The sequence below is a fragment of the Arcobacter sp. F155 genome, from assembly GCF_004116455.1.
Taxonomy (GTDB): domain Bacteria; phylum Campylobacterota; class Campylobacteria; order Campylobacterales; family Arcobacteraceae; genus Halarcobacter.
The window spans coordinates 24,160-46,426 of record NZ_PDJU01000014.1 but is presented as its reverse complement, the minus strand read 5'-3'; the positions used below and the strand labels follow the sequence as shown (position 1 = coordinate 46,426).

The following is a 22,267-nucleotide window of genomic DNA, read 5'->3' as shown; positions in this document are numbered from 1 at the left end:
GAATGAAAAAAATCGTTCTTTTAATGCTAGCTATTGCTGGTGCTGCATTCGCTGCTGATGGTGCAGTTGCAAACGAAACTTTAAAAGCTTACTCTGTAGTTGCTGCAGGTATCGGACTTGGTCTTGCTGCACTTGGTGGTGCTATCGGTATGGGTAACACTGCTGCTGCAACAATCGCTGGTACTGCTAGAAACCCAGGTTTAGGTGGAAAATTAATGACTACTATGTTCATTGCATTAGCGATGATCGAAGCACAAGTTATTTATGCATTAGTTATTGCGATGATCGCATTATATGCAAACCCATTCTTAGGGTAATCAGTACTTACTACAGAACTGATAACTTAAAAAGGTCAAGAGTTTTTCTCTTGGCCTTTTTTTTTGCTCTTTTTTTCTCTCCAATAATAAATTTATTATAAAGTTTATAAACTAATCATTTTTGTTACCATTTTGATATGTTTCTGTGTTATCATAACTTAATGTCATTTAAGGAAAGTCACATGAAAATAAATAGCATCAAAAGTAAAATCCTAACAGTTGTACTTTTAAGTACATTTATCTCTTTTGTAATACTTGGCTTTTATAATACCAAAAGTAGCTATACGTCCGAATATAACATGGTTAAGCAAGAAGAACTAAGTATAGCTATTGATACTTCTAATTTTATTAATAGTTATATCCAATCAAAAATTGATATTTTAGAAGCGATTGTTGATGAGCTACAAGATGTCACTATCACAGCTGACAATGATATAGTTATAGATAAACTAAGACTATCAACAAAGGCTGGTAAATTTGTTGATGTTTATATTGGTTTTGAAAATGATGGTTCACTAGTCTTATCAAATAAAGATATCTTAAATATAGAAAAAGATAATTATGATGCAAGAAAAAGACCATGGTATCAAGATGCAGTAAAAACAAGAAAATCTGGTGTATCAAACCCTTATGTAGATGTTTCTACAAAAAAATTGGTTGTTTCTGTTTATACGCCTTTACTTCAAGATGGAAAACTAATTGGTGTTGTAGGTTCTGATATTTTTATTGATACTATTGTTGATACAATTTTAAATATAAAAATTCCTGGTATTGGACTTGCATATTTAGTAAATGATGAAAATAATGTAATTATTCATAAAAATAAAGAGTTGCTAAATAAACCTGATGCCCTACTTCCTCAAGTTTTAACAAAAAACAAAGCAGATTTCAATGAAGCCCTTAGAAATGATGTAGATAAACTTGCTGCATATAGTACGATAGCAACAACAAACTGGAAACTAGTAGTTGAAGTAGAAAAAGACTCAATATATGAAGAGATAAACAATAATGTATTAAAAGAGATTATCCTTTATATTGTTTTATTACTTATTATTGTTGCTTTTATTTTCTTCTCCTTACTTAAAGTCCTTGCTCCTATAAAAAAAGTTGAAAGTGGTTTACAATTTTTCTTCAGATACTTAAAAGGAGAGGAATCAAATATCTCTAAACTAGATATAAAAACAAATGATGAGTTTGGAAACATGGCAAGCATGATTGACCAAGAAATGGTTTCTGTTGCAAGTAGTTTAGAAAAAGATAAAGAGTTAATCGAAGAAGTAAAACAAGTAGTAAATCATATAAATCATGGGAAACTAAATATCAAAGTAAACAAGAGTACTACAAACAAATCTCTTGATGAGTTAAAAGATATTTTAAACAGCATGATTAAAACTATTCAAGAAAATGTAAATGATGATATAAACCCTATTGTTCAACAACTTAAAGAGTACTCAAACTTCAACTTTGTAGATACAATTGACAATGCAAATGGTAATGTTGCAAAGGGATTAAACGACCTTTGTAATATCATCAATAAAATGCTTCAAGAAAATAAAGCAAACGGTTTAGAACTTCAACAAAGTTCAGATGTACTTTTAAGCAATGTTGATACTTTAAATAGGTCTTCAAATACAACAGCTGTATCCTTAGAAGAAACAGCTGCTTCGATTGAAGAAATCACAAGTACAGTAGTAAGTAATACAAATAGAATAGCTGAGATGACAGAACACTCAAATGAGTTATCAAACTCAATTTCTGAAGGTCAGAACTTAGCAACTTCTACTGTAAAATCAATGGATGAAATCAACGAGCAAACACAATCTATTGCAGAAGCTATTACTGTAATCGACCAAATTGCTTTCCAAACAAATATCCTTTCACTAAATGCAGCTGTTGAAGCAGCAACTGCTGGTGAAGCAGGAAAAGGTTTTGCTGTTGTTGCACAAGAAGTTAGAAACCTTGCAACAAGAAGTGCTGAAGCGGCAAGAGAGATAAAAACACTTGTAGAAAATGCAACAAGCAAAACAAACAATGGTAAACAAATAGCAGACCATATGATTGCAGGATATGAAAAACTAAATGAAAACATCGAAAAAACAACAAGAGCAATCAAAGATATTTCAGATGCTTCTAAAGAGCAAAAAACAAGTATTGAACAAATAAATGATGTAATCAATAAACTTGACCAACAGACACAAAACAATGCTTCCGTTGCAGCTCAAACACATGATATAGCTAAAAACACTTCAGATTTAGCTAACAAAATTCTCGACAATGTACACAAAAAGAAATTTAGAGAGTAAGCCCTTGGCTTCTCTTTAAATATACATCCCCTTAAAAGATATAACTAGTTAAGAAAATTTATAAGATGAACAAGCTATAATTTCACTTCTTAAATCGCGACCGTGGTGAAATTGGTAGACACGCTATCTTGAGGGGGTAGTGCCTTAGGGTGTACGAGTTCAAATCTCGTCGGTCGCACCAGATTACAAATTTAATACATTTTACTCTATCAAAGCATTTTATAATCATAGATTTTAATAACTTCTGTTAAAATAATAATATTATTATATTAAGAGAAAAATTATGTATTTTTTGTACAAATTTAAAACAAAACAAATATTCTTTACAGTGATTACATTAGAAGCAATCGCTATTTTCTTATTGATGAATACTATCTTTAAAACACTTTCATCACAAGCAAAAGAACAAGCATTAAATGATATGAATACTATGATTAGTCATGTTGCATATCAAGTTGATTCAGAATTACAAAGAATACAGAACTCCACAAAAATCATAGCTGATAGCTATATGAGAAACTACTATTTAAATAAACAAAACAAAAACTTAGATATCAATGAGTGGAAAAATAAAATGATTGAAAACAATCATGTTTTTAGTTTCTATCATGATGGAATAAACAATCCTAAAACTCCTCACTTTCAAAATATGTTAACAAGTTTTGTGGACAAAAAAACACCCTTTAACAAAGAAGTTTTATATAGTTTAGAAGCAGGTAAAAATATAAAAGAGCTAATGAGTGGTATCTATGAAAACTATAAATACTCTTTTGTCTATATTACTACAGCTAATAACATAGTTCATATTTATCCAAGTGTTAGTTTGGAGTATGAGTCTGCACCTGCAAATGCTACAACTAAACACTGGTATAAGGCAGCTGATTTTAAAAATAAAACTTATGGTTGGGAAGAACCATATAAAGACTTAGGTGGTATGGGACAAATGGTTACTGTATCCTATCCTTTTTATGACAATGAAGATATCCTAAAAGGTGTAGTTTCACACGATATAACGATACAACAAATACTTAGTAGATTTATGAAAAACATTGAGTTATACGAAAACTCAACTATTATTCTTGTTTCAAAAACAGGAAAAGCTATATCTACAAACAATCAAAAATATAATGATGAAATAGAATTAGAGAATGAAGACTCATATAGAGGAGTTCTTTATTATCTTTCAGATGAAAAGTTCAATAAACTAAAAAATAAAAATAATGAACTTACAAACTCTAAATATATAGAACTTAATGATTTATCAACAAATGCATTAAATAAGCTAAAACAACAAAATAAATATAGTTTTGAATACACAAAAAAATTAAATGACTCAGAAGAGATACTTCAAGTAGCTTCAACAAGAATTCCAACTACTGATTGGATTATTATACATGCCGTTCCTAATACACAAATATTAGGAAAACTAAGTGAAATAAATACAAAAATGCAATTTTCAATTGCTATATTATTGGCTATTCTTTATTTTATTGTAGGACTAATATATTACTTTAGATTTTTTCTTCCTATTTCAACTATCTCAAATCTTTCTGATAAAGTTGGTAAAGGTGAATTAAATCATAAGTTACCAACAAGATATGATGGAGAAATAGGACAACTTTTCTCAAACTTTTCAAAGATGATAGAAAATATAAAAAGAGCTAAGAAATTACTTGAAAAATATAATGAAAACCTAGAAAAAGAAGTTAAAAAAAGAACAAAAGAGATTGACGAAAAAAATAGACTTCTTGAAGATTTAGCTATAAAAGACAATCTAACAAAACTTTATAATAGAAATAAATTAGATGAAGTTTTAATAATTGAATCAAATAGAGCCAATAGATATAATCACTCTTTTGGTGTAATCTTAGTTGATATTGATAACTTTAAAAGTGTAAATGATGTCTATGGTCACCAAATGGGAGATAAAGTACTACAAGAGTTTGCAAACATTCTTCAATCAAACTCTAGAAAAACAGATACTGTAGGAAGATGGGGTGGTGAAGAATTCTTAATCATTTGTAGTGAAACAGAATTTGATGGTATTTTAACTCAAGCAGAAAAACTAAAAGAAAAAGTTGAAAACTTTGATTTTAGTGTAAAGGAACAAAAAACAGCTAGTTTTGGAGTTTCATTATATAATAAAAATGAGTCTGTAAAAGATATGATTAAAAGAGCAGATGATGCACTTTATGAAGCAAAAGTAGCAGGTAAAAATAGAGTTAAATATAAGTAAAAGGCAAAGCCTTTTACTTTTTATTTTATATCAAATCTATCTGCTTCCATAACTTTTACCCAAGCTGATACAAAGTCATTTACAAACTTCTCTTTTGCATCCTCTTGTGCATAAACTTCAGCAATAGCTCTTAACTGAGAATTTGAACCAAATACTAAATCAACTCTACTTGCAGTATATTTTACTTTTGTAGAACTTCTTGTTATACACTCAAACTCTTGTTCTTCATCATCTATGCTATTCCAAATATTTTCCATATCTAAAAGGTTTATGAAGAAATCATTTGTTAAAACTTCTTTTCTATATGTAAATACACCTTTTGCTGAGTTATTATAGTTGGCACCTAAAACTCTCATTCCACCAACTAAAGCTGTCATTTCAACAGCTGTTAATCCTAAAAGTTGAGCTTTATCTATAAGTAACTCTTCTTGGCTAACTGCATATTTCTTTTTTTGATAGTTTCTAAAACCATCAGCAATTGGCTCAAGATGAGAAAATGAGTCAATATGAGTTTGCTCTTGCGTTGCATCTGTTCTTCCAACATTAAAAGGTACAGTTACATCAACTCCTGCATCTTTTGCTGCTTTTTCAACTGCTGTATTACCTGATAGAACTATTAAATCAGCAAGTGAAACTTTTCTTGAAGATGAGCTATTAAATTGAGATTGTATCTTTTCAAGTTTTTCAATTACTACTTGTGTTCCTTGATTAGCTTCCCAATCTTTTTGAGGAGCAAGTCTTATTCTTGCACCATTTGCACCACCTCTTTTATCAGAGTCTCTATATGTTGAAGCCGATGCCCAAGCTGTATATACTAATTGTGAGATAGAAAGATTTGTATCAAATATCTCATTTTTTAAAGTTTGAATATCTTCTTCATTTATTGCTTCATAATCTGCAACAGGAACAGGGTCTTGCCAAATTAAATCTTCATTTGGTATTTCTGGTCCTAAATATTTAGATTTAGGGCCTAAGTCTCTATGTGTTAATTTAAACCAAGCTCTTGCAAATGCATCGGCAAACTCTTCTGGATTTTCATGGAATCTTTTTGAAATAGGTCCATAAATTGGATCCATTCTCATAGCCATATCTGCAGTTGTCATAATTGTTTTAACTTTTTTACTAGAATCATGTGCGGCTGGTGCTAAATGTTCTTCTTTTGGATCTACAGGAGTCCATTGCCAAGCTCCTGCAGGAGACTTTTCTAAGTTCCACTCATATCCAAATAATACATCAAAATAACCATTATCCCATTGAGTAGGATTTGCTGTCCATGCTCCTTCAATACCACTTGTTATAGTATCATCACCCTTACCACTTAAGAATTTACTTAACCACCCAAGACCTTGAGCAACTAAACCTTCTGCTTCTGGTTCTGGTCCTACATTTGAAGCATCCCCTGCTCCATGACATTTACCAAAGGTATGTCCCCCAGCAACAAGTGCTACAGTCTCTTCATCGCCCATTGCCATTCTTGCAAAAGTTTCTCTAATATCTTTTCCTGATTCTAAAACATTTGGTTCCCCATCAGGTCCTTCTGGGTTTACATAAATTAATCCCATCTGCACAGCAGCTAAAGGATTTTCTAAATCTCTATCACCTGAATATCTACTGTTTTCTTTATCACTTGTTGCTAACCACTCTTCTTCATTTCCCCAATAAATATCTTCTTCAGGTTCCCAAACATCTACTCTTCCACCTGCAAAACCAAATGTTTTAAAGCCCATTGATTCTAATGCAACATTTCCTGCTAAAATCATAAGATCAGCCCATGAAATTTTATTTCCATATTTTTGTTTTATAGGCCAAAGCAATCTTCGCGCTTTATCAAGGTTTCCATTATCAGGCCAAGAGTTTAAAGGTGCTAATCTTTGACTTCCTGTTGAAGCTCCACCTCTTCCATCACCTGTTCTATATGTACCTGCACTATGCCATGCCATTCTAATAAATAATGGACCATAATGACCATAATCAGCTGGCCACCACTCTTGAGAATCTGTCATAAGATTTGTTAAGTCATTTTTTAATGCTTCGTAATCAAGTTTTTCAAACTCTTTTGAATAATCAAACTCTTCACCTAAAGGATTTACCTTATTTGAGTGTTGAGATAAAATTTTTAAGTTAAGTTGATTTGGCCACCAATCTTTATTGTATGTTCCTCTATTTCCTGCTGCTGGATTTACAACTTCAGAACTTCCACCTAAACCAGTAATTGGACACTTCCCTCCCATGACATTCTCCTTAGTATTATTTATTAGATTTAAAACAATCTATATTTAAGTTTTACTAAAGTTTTATAAAGAGTTTATTAAGTGATATTTTTATTATTTTTAGTTTTGATAGATTTGGATTTGATTTCGACCTTCGTCTTTTGCTTTGTATAAAGCTGTATCAGCTAGTTTAAATGCTTCTTTGAAGTTTCTTGATTCATGGGGATGAAGATTAACTCCTATAGATACGGTTACATTAATTGTTTCACCCTTTGCACTTCTAAACTTTTTTCTTTGGATATTTTTATGAATTCTTTTTATTACACTAAGACTTTTAATATCATCACTTTGTTGCTTTTTAGCTAAGATAATAAACTCTTCTCCACCATATCTAATTACAATATCTTCTTTAGAACGTGTTGAAGCAAGCATTGTTTTTGCAACTTCTTTTAATACTAAATCCCCTGCATCATGCCCAAAAGTGTCATTTACTTTTTTAAAGTAGTCAATATCAATTGCTACTAAAATATAATCTTCAAGATTTATATCATCTTCATTTTCTTGAAGATAGTTTCTATTATATACATTTGTAAGCTTATCAACATAAGCAGTTTTCTTAACCATATAGTATTTAATAGTTTGAATAAGAAGTATTAAGATAAATATTACAACTACTATATTAATAGAGATAATAATATCTTTTACTAAAGTAATTACCTCATTTACATCTTTTGTCTTTTCAATGGAAAAATCAATCACAAGGATAAGTTCAACTTTGTCACCTTTTAAAATTGGTTCTAAGTAAGTAATTGAAAGTTGATGAAGCAAGGGTTGTTTTAATAAAATTGGTTTTTTTGTTTTGTAAATATCAAACCACTTTTCACTCTCTACATCAAACTTTTGATTTAAAAATGCTTTTTGCTCAGCTGGTGCTCCATCAGCTAAAAACCTAAACACATTGTTTTTATCTTTATAAAGTAAGTATGCATATTTAATATTTTCAGTTAAAAGAACAGATAGTTTATTTTCTAAATTTATTTGAGTCATTTCTGATTTTTTTATTGTTTCAACATAATTTTCACTTCCGTTAAGATTATCTGTAATTGAGTTTGCAGTATTTTTAATAATACCAATAATATCAGCAGTTACTACTTCTAAAACTTTATTTTCAAATTTTTGCTCAAATTTTGTTATTCCAGATAATAGAAGAAAAAGAGAAATAGAAACAAAAATTGAAAGAAAAATTAAAAAGAATCTATTAAAGAAAATGCTCTTTGTATTCACTGTAAGTCCTCAATATATCTATCATACTCTTTAGGTAAAGCTATTGATTTTTTTGTAAGTCTATTTTTTACTAAAACAATATTTGGTCTACTTTTACTCCAGAAAAATGCTCCTATAAAACTATTGTTTGATAATAGTTGTTTATAGTTGTTAGTTAAAACAAAAAGCTTTTTATTTTTTTGGCATTGAAATGATTTACTATATTTTACAAAAACAAAATTGGCTTTTTCACATGTTCTTACTATTTTTACTTTAGATGAATATACTTTATTATCAAGCTCTTTCATATTTGGAATGTATAGATTAATAGAAGCAGAACCTAAAATATCTCTCGCTATTTTTAAAACAATTTTTGCTTCTAATTCTGTCTCTTTTTGATACTCATCTAAAAGATAAGTATAGTTATTTGCATTTAAGAAACTAACAAAAAGAATGGCTGTGAATATTTTTTTAATCAAAACAGCCACCTTATAGAAAATAATACTTTTCTCTCATAGTCGTCTAAAGAGATATTGTTTCCACCTATTCCATTATTAAATAAAGAGGCAGTTGGTTCACTTAAAAGGTTTTCACCCTTTAAACTAAAGCTTAAGTTTCTTGTATGATAGTAAGTAAATCCTAGATTTAGGTTATAACTATCATCAACTTCTACATCTAAATATTCATATGAGTTTTTATATATCAATGAGGCAAAATAATCAATATTTTGATATTTACCCATATATTTCAAATACCCACCTCTATTTGAGTTTGTATAGTTTCTATTTAAATTGCTTGTGTAAAAATTTAATTTTACTTTATTGTTCTTATCGAATTTATATTCATAGTCAAAGATTATTCCACTTGTTTTTACTTGGTCTTGAATATTAATAAATCCAATAGGAGTAAGATATGCAAAATCATCTATCTTTACTTTATAGTAATCAATATTCAATTTTGAGTTACCTAAACTTAAAACCCCTTCAATATTATGATATTTATATTTTTGAGTGTTTATTGTAGAAAGTTTTTTATCTTTGAAATCTATATTATAAAAAGTTGGAGGAATATAACTTTTTGTATAAAAGGATTTAAAACCTAAATAATCAGTTGGAAGATAAATAGCACCTACTCTGTATAGACTTTGTGTTTCATCATCTAAGTCTTGTCCTGCTCTGTGGTATTTATCAATTTTATAATTTCCTATTAAATGAAAATTATCAAAAAGTTCATAATCATCTTGAATCATAAAAGAGTATATTTTTTCTTCATCATAGTCATTATATTGTCCAAGATTAGATTCTACATTAGCAAAGTTAACTCTTTTTCTGTTTTTAACTTTATATTTTTTATCTTTTAAACTTATTGCAGTAAATATTTCATGTTTACCCAAAGTAAAATCTTTTGATAATGAAGCGTTTATTTTTTCTAATTTTATATCTTCACTAAAAGACTTTGGCATTGTTCCCATTAAGTTTGGTAAATCAATTGTAGGGACAATAAATAAACCTTGGTCATTTTCTTCTTCATACTCAAAGTTATTTATATCATAAGAAAGTGTTGCTTTTAAAGAGTTATCTCTTAAAAAAGAACTACTAGCATGAATAAAAAAGTTGTCTGAGTTTAGTTTTCCATCATTTGGGACAAAATCAGAAGAGTATCCAGTGAAAATATCTTTTTTTATCTTTGAATACCCAATATCAATATTTGTTCTATGAGAGTTTAAATTTAAGAAAAAGTATTGAGAATCTAAATTATTCTCTACTTGTTGGAAATTAATTTCTTTATATGAATTATTATTGTTATTTGTAAAATGTAATAGATATCCCCACCCATTTTCTAAAATCGAAGAGTGAGTAAAACTTTGAGAGTTTGAGTTTTTATTTGAATGAATTGTTTTAATTTCATTTCCATTCTCTTTTTTTGCACTTTTTGTATAAACTCTAATAAACTGTATTCCTGTCTCATTACCTAAAGTAAAAGAACCTTCACCATAATAAACCTCAATATGATCAATCATAGACACAGGCATTTGAAGCCAAGTTAAAGAAGGAGATTGATTATATATTGAACTTACTTCATGGTCATTAATATATAATCTAAAGAACCCTGTTACATCTGTTTTACTTCCAGAAAGAGAGATAGTATTTAGACCAAACCTATTTATATTTGAATTACTTGATGGAATCTCTTTTAAAACATCAGCTAAGTTATTATATTGCATAAGTTCAAGTTCTTCTTTTGTATAAACAAGAACATATCCCATTTTTTCATTTAGTGTTTCAAGTGAATTTTTCGATGAACTTTCATACTCTTTTAACAGATTATCTAGCTCTTGAGAAAAAACTGTAACAGTAAAAAAAATAATAAATAAAAAAACTTTCATAAAACCTCGTATAACGATATTTGGAATAAAATTATTTTACCCTAAAAAACCTTTTTTATTATTAATTTAGCCAGTAAAATCATAAAATAATTAATAAAAATGAAAGTTACACTTAATTTTATTTTCATTATTTATAAGTTAATATTATTCAGATTAAATTTAAAAAGAGAATATTAATGGACACAATTTCTAAATTAGAAAAAGGGAAACTTGACCTATTTGAGCACTTTTGGAGCAATTCAAAAGACAATATGTTTCTAGCAACTTTAGATAAAGATGGAGATTTTATTGCTGAAGAAATGAATCCATCACAAATGCAAAACCTTGGACAAACTGAACAAATTATCAACAAAAAACTAAAAGAGTTTTTAGGTGAAGAAAATGCTTGTTTTTTAGAAGAAAAGTATTTAAAGTGTCTTGAAGAAAACAAACCTATCATGGAAGAAGAGACAGTAAGTATTGATGGGGAAGATAGATATTACAACACTATGATTATTCCAATAAATGATAAAGATAGTGGAGAAAAAAGAGTAATAGGTATCTCAAGGGAGATTACAGAATTAAAACTTGCAAAACAACGACTTGAAAAATTAAATCAAGACCTTGACTCTCTTTTAGTTCAAAAAAGTGAAGAACTAGAAGGTGCAAATACTAAACTTAAAACGTTAGCTTTTGATGATACTTTAACAGGTGTAGGAAATAGAAGATACCTAAATGATCACGCAAATAAAGCTATCTCTTTAGCTCATAGATATGATAGTTGCCTTACATTTATGGTATTAGACATTGATGGACTATCAAATATTAATGAGTCTTGTTCTCATACATTTGGAGATACTATTATAAAAAGTTTTGCCAACTTATTAAAAACTAGTATTAGGGATTCGGATATCTTAGCAAGATATAGTGGAGAAGAGTTTATTTTACTTCTGCCTATGACTTCACTAGAAGACTCTCAAATTCTTGCAAAAAGACTTCTTGAAGAGACAAGAGACATGAGCTTTGAGTATGAAGGTAAAGAAGTTACTATAACTACAAGTATTGGGCTTTCAACTATTGATAATCCACAAGATAACTTAGACACTTTACTTAGTAAAACTTACGATGCTTTAGCAAAAGCAAAAGAAGAAGGTAAAAATGTCTTAGTCTCTTATCTTGATAAAAACTCTTATAATATTGAAACTTGATTCTTTCCGTGATTTTTAGATAGATACATAGCTTTATCAGCTCTTGATATAGCTTCATCTATCGTATCATCTTCTTCTAGTTTTGTTACACCAAAACTTGCTGTTACATGAGTCTTAGCTATTTTATTTAACTTTGTATCACTCTCAATAAGAACTCTTAATTTTTCTGCTAAAAATTTAGTATCAGAAACACTTGAATCAATAAGAGAAATAAGAAACTCTTCTCCTCCCCATCTTGCTAATAAATCAGTTTTTCTAATCTCTGATTTTAATATCTTTGAGAATTGAACTAAGATTCTATCACCAACATGATGACCTAATTTGTCGTTTATCTCTTTAAAGTTATCTATATCTATAAAAATCAAACAAATATCATTTCTTTTTCTTTTCATCAGATTAAAATGAGTATTAAGCTTAAACTCAAAATCTCTTCTGTTTGAGATTTTCGTTAAAGCATCATTATGTGATAAAAACTCTAACTTTTTACTATAGTTTTTAATTATTAGATAAACTAAAAATGCTATTACAGATGTAATTAATAAAGAAGCAAATATATTAAAGTATAAGACATTTGTAACCTTATAGGTAAAATCTTTTAGATTTGCCTCAACGGTTAAATATAAATCTAATTCAGGAATATATCTAGAATTAAGCAGATAAGTATCGCCATCTTTTTCATACTCAATAATAGAAGACTCTTTACTTAAAAGTTTCTCTTTAAAGCTCTCCATATTATCTTTTTCGTATGATATATAGTCATAGTTTATATTTCTTTCTGATAGAACAATTTCACCATTTTTGTTATAAAAACTCACAATAAAGTGATTATGGGTTCTAAATGTTTTTAGTATGTCATTTATATAAGATGTTTTAAGAGCAACACCAGTTACTCCTAGAAGCTTTGAGTTTTCATCAAAGATTTTATAGTTTATAAACATAATTAAATTATTTGACATAAACTTATTCAAATCTAAATTTATCTCATGTTTTTTGTCACTTTTTATAAAATCAAAATACCACTCATTTAAAGGGTTTTCCTCTTTTAAAACTTCTAAAAGACCTTCTTGTGAATAATAGTTTTTTGTTTTTGCAGAAACAAGAAAAGTATTAAATAAAGCATACTCTTTTCTTGTTGTGAGTAAATATTTTTTTATCTTAGATATATCTTGTTCTTCTTTTAACCAATCCTTTAAAAAACTATTATTTGCCATAGTAGAAGAGAGTAAATGTGGTTTTATTATATATTTTTGAATATCAGAATAAATATTATCTAAAGAAAGAGGTAAAACTTGACTTTTTAATTGTTTTTGAACAGAAGAAAAAGAGATTGCATAGTTTAAAAAAGAGATGGAAATTGATAAAACAATTAATAAACTTGTGATTAAAAATACTACTTTATATTTTGATTTCATTTCTCTCTCATTTTAGTAAGTTATAAAATTATTATATCTTTATTATGTTTAATAAATAATCAATTTTTAATCTTTTTATCACTATAATTGATACCAATTATTAAAATTATAATTTATATTTAGGCTAATATTTGCAAGAAGAAATTATTAAAATAGAAAATCTATCTCATAAATATGAGAATAAAACAATTTACACTAATCTGAACCTTTCCATAAAAGAAGGTTCTGTTTATGGCATTTTAGGGAAAAATGGAGTAGGAAAGTCTACCTTAATTAATATCTTAATGGGTTATATAAAACCAAAAGAAGGAACATGCTCTATCCTTAATGAGTTTTCCCATAGTTTGTCCTCTGAAACAAAAAAGAAAATTGCCCTACTTCATGAAGGTTTTATAGCTTATGACTTTATGACTATTAAACAAAATGAAGAGTTTTATTCCTCTTTTTATGAAAACTGGGATAAAAATATATTTTATGAGTTAATTGATTTAATGAATCTATCTTATGAACAAAAAGTTTCAACTCTCTCTTTTGGTCAAAAATCTCAAGTAGTACTAGGAACTCTCTTTGCACAAAATGCAAAACTTCTAATACTTGATGACTACTCTATGGGATTAGATGCAGGATATAGAAGACTTTTTATTGATTACTTAAAAGAGTATATAAAAGAAAAAAAAGTAACTGTCTTAATAACTTCTCATGTAATGAAAGATTTAGTAGATTTAATTGATGATATTGCAATAGTACAAAAAGGTGGAGATGTTTATCAAGATAAAATGTCAAACTTTATAGATAAATTTAGATGTTATGAGATTGAAGATGAGAAGATAGATAAATCACAAATTCATAGAATAGAAGAGTTTAAAGGCAAAAAGAAAATATATAGTTTTGAAAAGTTTGAAAACCTAAAAGAGATTCAAACCAGCTTTGAGGATAAATTCTTAGGTTTTGTAGGAAAGTATTAAAATGATTTATTCCATTGTAAAAAAAGAGTGGCTAAAAATTAAATATCTAGTACTTTCTATGTTTGTCCTTAGTATATTTGTGTTGGCATACTTTTGGTTTAAAATAGACTTTCTTTTTTCAACTATAGAACCAAAGTCTATGATGTGGTATAGATTTATTACTTTAGAACAAAAGCCATATCAGTACTTTTCATACCTATTTTATGTAACTGCTATTTTAATATCTTGTTTTCAGTTTATACCTGAGAAAATGGGGAAGAAAATAAAAATTATGATTCATCTTCCTATTGATATGCATAAATCTTTATTTATGCACCTATTTGTAGGCTTTTTCTATCTCTTAGCAGTTTGCACACTTTTTACTATTTCAAGTTATTTTATTTTATTAAATTATTATCCATATGAACTGATTTTTATAGCACTAAAAGACTTAGGTTTTTATCTACTCTCTTCTATAATTTTATACCTTGGAATAAGTGCAACAATTATTGAAAGACAAACTTCTTTTAGTATGTTAAAACTATTTATTACGCTATTTATAAGTGTAATCTTTCACAAGAATATATATAACTCATTTGATTTATTTTGGCTTGTTTTACTAATTTCAATGTTCTTTATTACATTAGATAGTTTTTATAGTATAAAAGAGCAAAGAGTAAAAAGTAAGCTATTTAAACTCTTACTTCTTGTATCTTTTTTACTTGTTTCATATTTTGCATACAATACTTATATAAATAAATATAAACAAAGTTCAAATAAATACTATATCTTTTATTCTCCCATTAAAAAAGAGTTTGTTTATCAAAAAAACTTTGGAGGCCATCACTTTAAGTATGGAATAAAAAACAAAGGAAGCTTTGATAGAGAAACATATGAGTCTTATTTACCTTTTGTTTATTGGAGAAATCTTGATATTCAAAAAAAGCTTCCTATTATAATTGATAATGAAAGTTTTGATAAAAAAACTATCAAAGAATCAAGATTAAGTTTTTCATATAAACCAAAAGAGCTAAAAAAACAAGAACTAGACTTCTTTCCATTTATAAATCCAATAAGCAATATAGGAATGATTAGATTTCCTGAAGAGTTTATTTTGTTTAAAGACAAAGAGATAAGAGTATATAACTTTGAAGAAAAATTAGATTTAGCTCTTACTGATAAAATCAAAAACCTAGTAGATAAACATAATGTTTCATTTCCTATAAAAAATATTTGGGGAAAAGCAACAAATCTAAAACCATTTGATTTAGGCTACTTTTTTCTTGATGCAAAAGATAAACTTTTTAAAATAAATAAAGCTGATAATAAAATATATCTAAAAGAAGTTGTTTATCCTGAAAACATTGAAATAAAACATATAAAAATAAGTGAAAATAGACAACAAAAGCTTGCAGGATTTGCAATTTCAAAAAATAACAAATTTTATTTAATAGATTACAAAACCTTAGATTTTAGGGCATTACAGCTAGATAATTTTGATTATAAAACAATGAGATTGCAACTTATTTCAAATCCTAAATATTACCTAATAAGATATACAGATGAGAAAAGCTATCATGTCGCAATTTTTGACAAAAACTTTGAAAAAATTGATCAAGAAATTTTTAAATAAACCAAAAAAGAAAGGATATACTTGAAGAGTAAAGTTGAACCAGAAAGATATTTTGTAGTAAGTGATTTTGAAGATGGTTGGGGTATGGAAGATATCCAATGCGAAGAACAACTATTTAGTTACTGCACAGAAGCACTATTTATTCCAGAAGAATTCATTGAAGAGTTAAATGTAAATGATGCATATAATTTAGAGATAGTTCTATCAAGTATTGATTTGGAAACAGTTGATGAAGATTGGTATGTAAATTTAATGAAAATTTCTAAAGATAGTTAAAAGTAGAAGAAAACTTCTACTTTTATTTATTTACTTTTACACCTCTAATTGAGTTTAAAAGTAAACCTATAGTAGTACCATTATGAAGTACTGCTGTTTGTATTGGAGAAAATAATCCAAAAGTAGCTCCAGCTAAAATAGCTGAGTTAATCCCTACTGTTGCATTGAAGTTGTTGTTAATTAACTTCATTGTATTATTTGCTAACTCTTTTGCTTCTACAACTGCTGAAATATCATCTTTTAATAAACTTACATCAGCTGTCGCTTTTGCTATATCAGCTCCCCTACTCATAGAAATACCAACATGAGAAGAGATAAGTGCAGGAGCATCATTAATACCATCACCAACGAATGCAACTTTTTTTCCTTGATCCATAAGCTCTTTTACAATTCGTGCTTTGTCAGTTGGTAAAAGTTCTGCTCTAACTTCATCGATATCAAGTTCTTGAGCTATCATTGAAGCTTTTTTCTTAGTATCACCTGTTAGCATTACAATATTTTTAACACCAAGTTCTCTTAATCTTTTAATAGAAGATTTTGCATTTTTTCTTAAATTATCTGCTAAAGAGATTGTTCCAAGAAGTTTTCCATCAAACCCTATGTAAAGAAGTGTCTTTCCATTGTCTAGTGATTTTTGAATTCTTGATTTTGCATTTCCAAAATCAATTTTTTCATCATCTTCTAAAAAGTGTCTACTTCCAATAACAACTTGTTTTCCATCAACTTCTGTTTTTACACCATGGGCTACAATAAACTCAACCTCTTCATGGTGCATATGAACAAAACCTTTCTCTTTTGCCGCTTTTACAACAGCTTCAGCAACAGGATGGAAATAGTGTTCTTCAGTTGAAGCAGTAAGATTTAAAACATCCTCTTCAGTCCACTCATCATCATAAGACTCTACAGAGATAACTTCAAGCTCTCCTTCAGTTAAAGTTCCAGTCTTATCAAAAACAAAAGTATCTGCACTATTTAATGACTCAATAGATTTTGCACCTTTAATCATAATACCATTGTGCCCTGCTTTTGAAATCGTTGTTTTAAAAGCAACAGGAGTAGCAAGTTTTAAAGCACAAGAATAATCTGCTTGTAAAATAGATGCTGTTCTTTCAAAATCTCTTGTAAGAACATATGAAGTACCAGCAAGTCCAAGTGTTACAGGAACTAACTTATCAGCTAGTTTTGTAGCTTTTAACTGCACTGAAGACTTTTCATTTAATGAGTTTTCTATATAGTGCTTAATTCTTTGTGTTGCAGTATCAGCTCCAACATATTCAGCCCAAACTCGTAATCTACCATCTTCAATAATAGTTCCAGAGATAACTCTATCTCCTCTTCTTTTAATTACAGGTTCAGCTTCACCAGTCATAGAAACTTCATTTACACTTGCACTTCCATCTAAAATATGACCATCAACTGCAATTGTATTTCCAACTCCTACAACTACTACATCACCAGTTTTAATTTCACTACTTTTAACTAAAACTTCTGTGATTTTGCCATCAACTTCTTTTTCAATCCATGCTTCTTCAACATTTGGTTTAGCAAGTTCTTTTAATAAATCATCACTTTTATGAACAGTTGTTTCTTCGATATATTCACCAAGCTCTAACATAGCATTTGTAGAGTTAGCAGCTAAATAATCTTTTCTATATAAAGAGATACCAACTGCTGCACTTTCTAATACTTTTGAAGTAAGTCCTTCCTCAAAAAGTTCTTTACTTCCTTCAATTAATAAAGGTGCTGCAGCAACAGAAGAAACTGTAGCTTTTATTAAATCATTTTTTGTAAATCTTTCTGCCAGTAAAGCAGAACTAGCTCGTACAATTCCTTTTATGCTAGGGTCTTCATCACTAACGCAAGAAACACATACAGCTTCGTTTTTACATGATTCTAATAAATCATCAAGAGTTAAATCTTTTAATCTCTTTTCTACTGTTTCTAAAACTTTAGAATCTTCAAAGTTAACAACAACACTTTTTGCTAACTTATTAACTCTTACACTTTCTACACCTTCTAATTTCTCTAAATCTTTTTTTAATATATTTTCATCAATATATTTATCATCTAGTAAAGAGTATTTGTATCTAACCCTTGAATTAGTTTGGTGTACTATTTTAAATTTATTACTCATAACTATTGGTTTTGGTTTGCTTCCATTTGTGCTTTTGCATCTTCATATCGCTCTTTTAACTCTTCCATTCCAGCTTGAAATAGTTCAGTTCCTTTTGAAGCTGCTTTCATAATAGTCTCTTGAGCACCTTTATTTGTTAATAGAAAAGTTACAGCTGCTCCAACTAAAGCACCTTTTACAAAATCAGAGTTATTAAATAGTCCTTGATTTTGTGGGTTTTGTTGAGGGTTTCCAAACTGTTGATTTTGATTAATATATGGATTTTGATTTATATTCATAGAAGGAGTTGCTCCAACTCTTGTATTATCAATATTTGGGTCATACATATTTTGTTGATTCATATTATTCATTTGATTTTGATTTACATTCATATTTTGTGGGTTTTGATTTCCATTTTGATTCATCTATTGCTCCTTTGCAATTAATGTTGCTTCTTCACAACACTCATCTTCACTAGGTTTATTTAGTTTATCATCTAAAACTTCTAATGCATAAATTCCTGCCATTCCAATAGAAATAGTAGTCATTGCTTTAAAGAATCCACCCTTTTGAGATAAATAATCAGCAGTAGCAACAGCAGCTCCTGTTGCAATTGCTCCTTGAGAAGTTCTTTTTAAAGTATCTTTTACTGCTTCTTTTGTAGTAATTTCTTCATTTTTAACTTTTCTCATATTAATAGTACTTGATGCAACAGCTGAAGCGATTGCTCCAATTATTACACTTCTTAAAACAGGATTTGATGGATTATTAATTAAAGGTTGGTTCATTATTTAAAGTCCTCTTCTTTTTCTTTATTATTTTCTTTCTCTAACTTTTGCTGCTCTTTTTTCTCTTTAATACAAGCAGCTGTTGCGTTGATAGTATCTTTTACCTCATCAACAGTCTCTTTACTTTTTTCGATTGAAGTATTAGCTACATCCTTTGATTTTGAAAATAGTGATGTTGCTTTTTCTTTTAACTTATCTGATTTTGTAAAAGCATATACTGCCCCTGCTCCTACTGCTATTCCTAATACAAATGGTAAAGCCATGACTTACTCCTTATCTTTTTTATTCATGTAGTCATTAAAAAATGCAACCCCTGCTGCACCTAGTGCTGCTCCTGAAAGCATTGAAAGATTTAATTTAGAAAATAGGTTTGTTAATTTTGTTTCATCCATGTTTCCATTTAACATATCTTCTAATATCATTTGATACTCACCAATTTTTTCCATTACTTGTTCTTGGTTAAAACCTTGCACATCATTTGCTGTTGAGTAATGATTTAAAATACAGTTTCTAAAAGCTGGTAAATGATTGTTGTATGAGTGTGCTTGTAGTTGATAGAAAACATCTCTTATGTCTGCTTCTTGAACATGAGTTAAAAGATTATCATACATAGCGATATTTTGAATCTCACTTGCCACACCTAATTCACAAGCTTCAACAAAACTATTTGGTGCTTCAATTTTTAAATGCCAATCATTAACTGGCACTTCCACATTATACTTTTGTAATAAAAAGATTAAAGCTTGGTAATGCCTAGCTTCAGACTCTTTTATATGTACAAAAGGTTGAACTAAACCAAACTTCTCGATTATTCTTACATATGCTTCATATGCTTTACACTCATCATAAATTGCAATTCTAAGTGCTTGAGAAATTATTGGTTGAGGATCATTTACATCTATTCTTTGGCTTATTAATAAAGCCTCATCTAAATTTGCTGGCAATTACACAACCTCCTTTGCTAAACTATTTATTAACTCTGTGATTTCACTTAAGTTTCTATTTGCTATTAAATCATCCCATAGATTAGGAGGAAAAACAGTTGGGTCATAAGTGATAGTTACAGAAGCTATTATCTTCTTAACTTTTATACTGTTTATTCCATCAATCTTTTGTGGTAAGTTTTCAATATCTTCTAAAGTGATATTTCCACTTTCATTTTTAATCTTTGGATTTACTCTTACTCTTAGTCTTCCAGGAGTATGAGCTATAACAGTAAAATAGCTAGCTATTTTAATAATATCTTCAGTACTTATCATTTAATTCCTTTTTGTAATTATTGTATCTTATTCTTAATAATAACTTATTATAAATTTAGAATCACTATCAACAAATGTTATTTATTAATAGAATACAACTTTATTTCTTCCTGTTTTTTTCGCCTCATATAAAGCTTCATCTGCTCTTTTATATACAGTTTCAAACTTTTCATCGTATATACATACTGTACATCCCATTGAAATAGTAACTTGAATCTTATGTTCATCTATTTCAAAAATCTCTTTTTCTACGACTTTTCTTATTCTGTTTGCTATTTTTATAATATTTACACTTGAAGTATCGTCAATTAAAAGTAAAAACTCTTCACCACCAAATCTTCCTAAAATATCATCTTTTGATATCTCTTTAGAGATAAGTTTTGCCAGTTCTTTTAAAATGCAATCCCCAACATAGTGTCCATAAGTATCATTGATTTTTTTAAAGAAGTCAATATCAAAGATAATCATAGAGAAGTCTTTATCTTCAAGCCATCTTTTTGCATAGTTAGTTATTGTAGCTTTATTATAAACACTTGTTAGTTCATCTGTACTTGCTTTAAAAGTTAAATGATTTATTTTATGATTTAGTGTTGATACATCATTCATACAAATTAAATACTTTCTAATATCTAACTTAGAAACTTGAAAAGTAAAGTACTTCTCTTGGTCATCTATTAGTTTGAACTTCGCTGGCATATCTTTATTGTTGTACCTTTTTGCAACTGCCATAAAGTTTGCTTTTGTTTTATTATCTATTAATGCAATATTTTCTAAAAAATTGTCTGTATTAAAAAATATCTCTTTAAACTTTCTATTAACACTTTGTATCTCTTTTCCATCAGTTATCATAATAATATTTTGTTGGGTATCAAGAACAGACTGTAAGAAGTCTCTCTCTTTTTTTAAAGTTAAATCTTGTTGAGCATTTATCACACGGAACATCTCATTTATTTTTCTAATTAAATAGGAGATTTCATCATCATAGCTAACTCTTAACTGATATTTTAATGTCTCATTTAAAGATACTTTCTTTACGATATTTGCAATATAATTAATTCTATTTACAAAAAGTTTATTTATAAAAATAAAAAACACAATCATTGTTAGAAAAAACATTCCTAAAAACAAAAATAGAATATATTTTAGCTCTACAATCATATTATTGTAAACATCTCTACTATTTTGGAATCTTATATAGAAGTTTTCTTTTTCTAGAACATCATAAAACTTTAAATAGTAAAATAGCTTTTCATCATCTTGAACTTTTATCTTATAATCAATTACATCATTTTCAAAACTTATTTTACTAAAATCATCTACTTCATAATTGCTAACTAAACTTGCATAATCACCTATAGTATCACTTATTTTAGTCAAAAAAGAAGAATTAATAGCTCTACCGGTAAAGACATAACCCGCTACTTCGTTGTTTACTAAAACCTTTTCAAAACTAAATAATACTTTTTCAAAATTTAAGGTTAAATATCTATTTTTACTAGATAAAGAGAGTTCATCAAAACTTGTTTTATTTAAAAAAGAGAAAAGTTCTTCAGGAACAGCCATTTGCTCTTCTGAACTTAAATCATAATATTTTGATATTAGTGGTTTTTTATTTTCATCAAGCAAAATAAAATACGATAGATTTAGTTTTTTCATAAAGTCAGGTTTGTTTATAAAAAAACTATTTAATGATTGAGTATCATTGTTTTTTATATAGTTTAATAGTAAATCATGAGTTGAATACTCATAGCTTATATTTTCTACTTTTTCATAATAATTGTTTAATATACTTTGAACTTTTTTTACATTGTTAATAGTAATTTTCTCTTCTATACTTTCAATATTTACAACCCTACTTTTAACAATAAAAGAGATTAGAACAAAAGAGAAAATAAAGATTATTATAAAAAGAAGTGAAACTTTTTTATTTATATTCATTT

The 22,267-nt window shown here is 28.1% G+C and carries 19 protein-coding genes and 1 tRNA gene; 8 read left to right on the top strand and 12 right to left on the bottom strand.

Features of this window, described 5'->3' with window-relative positions:
• Positions 1–2 precede the first annotated feature (2 nt).
• The 4 genes from CRV03_RS13025 to CRV03_RS13010 all read left to right on the top strand — a co-directional run bounded on the left by CRV03_RS13025 (position 3) and on the right by CRV03_RS13010 (position 4,856).
• A complete protein-coding gene (locus CRV03_RS13025) occupies positions 3–317 on the top strand; it encodes a F0F1 ATP synthase subunit C (RefSeq protein ID WP_079579822.1) in 315 nt (104 codons plus the stop codon).
• Between the two features lie 182 nt (positions 318–499).
• Positions 500–2,620, top strand: coding sequence for a methyl-accepting chemotaxis protein (locus tag CRV03_RS13020; protein ID WP_129085573.1), 2,121 nt, complete (start codon positions 500–502; stop codon positions 2,618–2,620).
• Between the two features lie 96 nt (positions 2,621–2,716).
• Positions 2,717–2,801 (top strand) — tRNA-Leu (locus tag CRV03_RS13015).
• Positions 2,802–2,903: 102 nt separating this feature from the next.
• Positions 2,904–4,856 carry a diguanylate cyclase gene (locus tag CRV03_RS13010; RefSeq protein WP_129085572.1) on the top strand — a complete coding sequence of 651 codons (1,953 nt, stop codon included), beginning with the start codon at positions 2,904–2,906 and terminating at the stop codon, positions 4,854–4,856.
• 20 nt (positions 4,857–4,876) lie between these two features.
• On the opposite strand, the gene katG is transcribed toward CRV03_RS13010, so the two are convergent.
• From katG to CRV03_RS12990, 4 genes are all read right to left on the bottom strand, one after another.
• Entirely contained in the window at positions 4,877–7,087 is a 2,211-nt protein-coding gene (katG, locus tag CRV03_RS13005) for a catalase/peroxidase HPI (RefSeq protein WP_129085571.1), read from the bottom strand.
• Positions 7,088–7,186: 99 nt separating this feature from the next.
• Complete coding sequence (locus CRV03_RS13000; RefSeq protein WP_129085570.1) at positions 7,187–8,350, bottom strand: GGDEF domain-containing protein; 1,164 nt, start codon at positions 8,348–8,350, stop codon at positions 7,187–7,189.
• On the bottom strand, positions 8,347–8,808 hold the full coding sequence (locus CRV03_RS12995; protein WP_258239097.1) for a hypothetical protein: 462 nt from the start codon (positions 8,806–8,808) through the stop codon (positions 8,347–8,349). Before CRV03_RS12995 ends, CRV03_RS13000 begins: the two co-directional genes overlap by 4 nt.
• The gene (locus CRV03_RS12990) at positions 8,805–10,715 is read right to left on the bottom strand and encodes a TonB-dependent siderophore receptor (RefSeq protein ID WP_129085569.1); all 1,911 of its coding nucleotides are present in this window, start codon (positions 10,713–10,715) and stop codon (positions 8,805–8,807) included. Before CRV03_RS12990 ends, CRV03_RS12995 begins: the two co-directional genes overlap by 4 nt.
• Positions 10,716–10,891: 176 nt before the next feature.
• On the opposite strand from CRV03_RS12990, the gene CRV03_RS12985 reads away from it, so the two are divergent.
• Positions 10,892–11,902, top strand: a complete 1,011-nt coding sequence (locus CRV03_RS12985; RefSeq protein WP_129085568.1) for a GGDEF domain-containing protein — start codon at positions 10,892–10,894, stop codon at positions 11,900–11,902.
• Here CRV03_RS12985 and CRV03_RS12980 read toward each other — a convergent pair.
• On the bottom strand, positions 11,884–13,314 hold the full coding sequence (locus CRV03_RS12980; protein ID WP_129085567.1) for a sensor domain-containing diguanylate cyclase: 1,431 nt from the start codon (positions 13,312–13,314) through the stop codon (positions 11,884–11,886). The two genes, CRV03_RS12985 and CRV03_RS12980, sit on opposite strands and share 19 nt — an antisense overlap.
• Before the next feature lie 131 nt (positions 13,315–13,445).
• Between CRV03_RS12980 and CRV03_RS12975 the strand changes: the two genes are divergently transcribed.
• Genes CRV03_RS12975 through CRV03_RS12965 form a run of 3 tightly spaced genes read left to right on the top strand, consistent with a single transcriptional unit; the run spans position 13,446 to position 16,167 of the window.
• Positions 13,446–14,279, top strand: a complete 834-nt coding sequence (locus tag CRV03_RS12975) for an ATP-binding cassette domain-containing protein (protein WP_129085566.1) — start codon at positions 13,446–13,448, stop codon at positions 14,277–14,279.
• 1 nt (position 14,280) lies between these two features.
• Entirely contained in the window at positions 14,281–15,891 is a 1,611-nt protein-coding gene (locus CRV03_RS12970; protein WP_129085565.1) for a DUF4857 domain-containing protein, read from the top strand.
• A 21-nt stretch (positions 15,892–15,912) separates the two neighbouring features.
• Complete coding sequence (locus CRV03_RS12965) at positions 15,913–16,167, top strand: hypothetical protein (RefSeq protein ID WP_258239096.1); 255 nt, start codon at positions 15,913–15,915, stop codon at positions 16,165–16,167.
• Between the two features lie 22 nt (positions 16,168–16,189).
• Here the strand turns inward: CRV03_RS12965 and CRV03_RS12960 are convergent, their stop codons facing one another.
• The 7 genes from CRV03_RS12960 to CRV03_RS12930 form a co-directional block, all read right to left on the bottom strand.
• The gene (locus CRV03_RS12960; RefSeq protein ID WP_129085564.1) at positions 16,190–18,301 is read right to left on the bottom strand and encodes a heavy metal translocating P-type ATPase; all 2,112 of its coding nucleotides are present in this window, start codon (positions 18,299–18,301) and stop codon (positions 16,190–16,192) included.
• 2 nt (positions 18,302–18,303) lie between these two features.
• Positions 18,304–18,705, bottom strand: a complete 402-nt coding sequence (locus CRV03_RS12955; protein WP_258239095.1) for a YtxH domain-containing protein — start codon at positions 18,703–18,705, stop codon at positions 18,304–18,306.
• The gene (locus CRV03_RS12950; protein WP_129085563.1) at positions 18,706–19,068 is read right to left on the bottom strand and encodes a hypothetical protein; all 363 of its coding nucleotides are present in this window, start codon (positions 19,066–19,068) and stop codon (positions 18,706–18,708) included.
• Positions 19,068–19,331 carry a hypothetical protein gene (locus tag CRV03_RS12945; protein ID WP_129085562.1) on the bottom strand — a complete coding sequence of 88 codons (264 nt, stop codon included), beginning with the start codon at positions 19,329–19,331 and terminating at the stop codon, positions 19,068–19,070. The genes CRV03_RS12950 and CRV03_RS12945 overlap by 1 nt, the downstream gene beginning before the upstream one ends.
• Before the next feature lie 3 nt (positions 19,332–19,334).
• Positions 19,335–20,012 (bottom strand): DUF2202 domain-containing protein, encoded by a 678-nt coding sequence (locus CRV03_RS12940; protein ID WP_129085561.1) that lies wholly within the window; start codon positions 20,010–20,012, stop codon positions 19,335–19,337.
• A complete protein-coding gene (locus CRV03_RS12935; RefSeq protein WP_129085560.1) occupies positions 20,013–20,327 on the bottom strand; it encodes an HMA2 domain-containing protein in 315 nt (104 codons plus the stop codon).
• 84 nt (positions 20,328–20,411) lie between these two features.
• On the bottom strand, positions 20,412–22,265 hold the full coding sequence (locus CRV03_RS12930) for a GGDEF domain-containing protein (protein ID WP_129085559.1): 1,854 nt from the start codon (positions 22,263–22,265) through the stop codon (positions 20,412–20,414).
• Positions 22,266–22,267 lie beyond the last annotated feature (2 nt).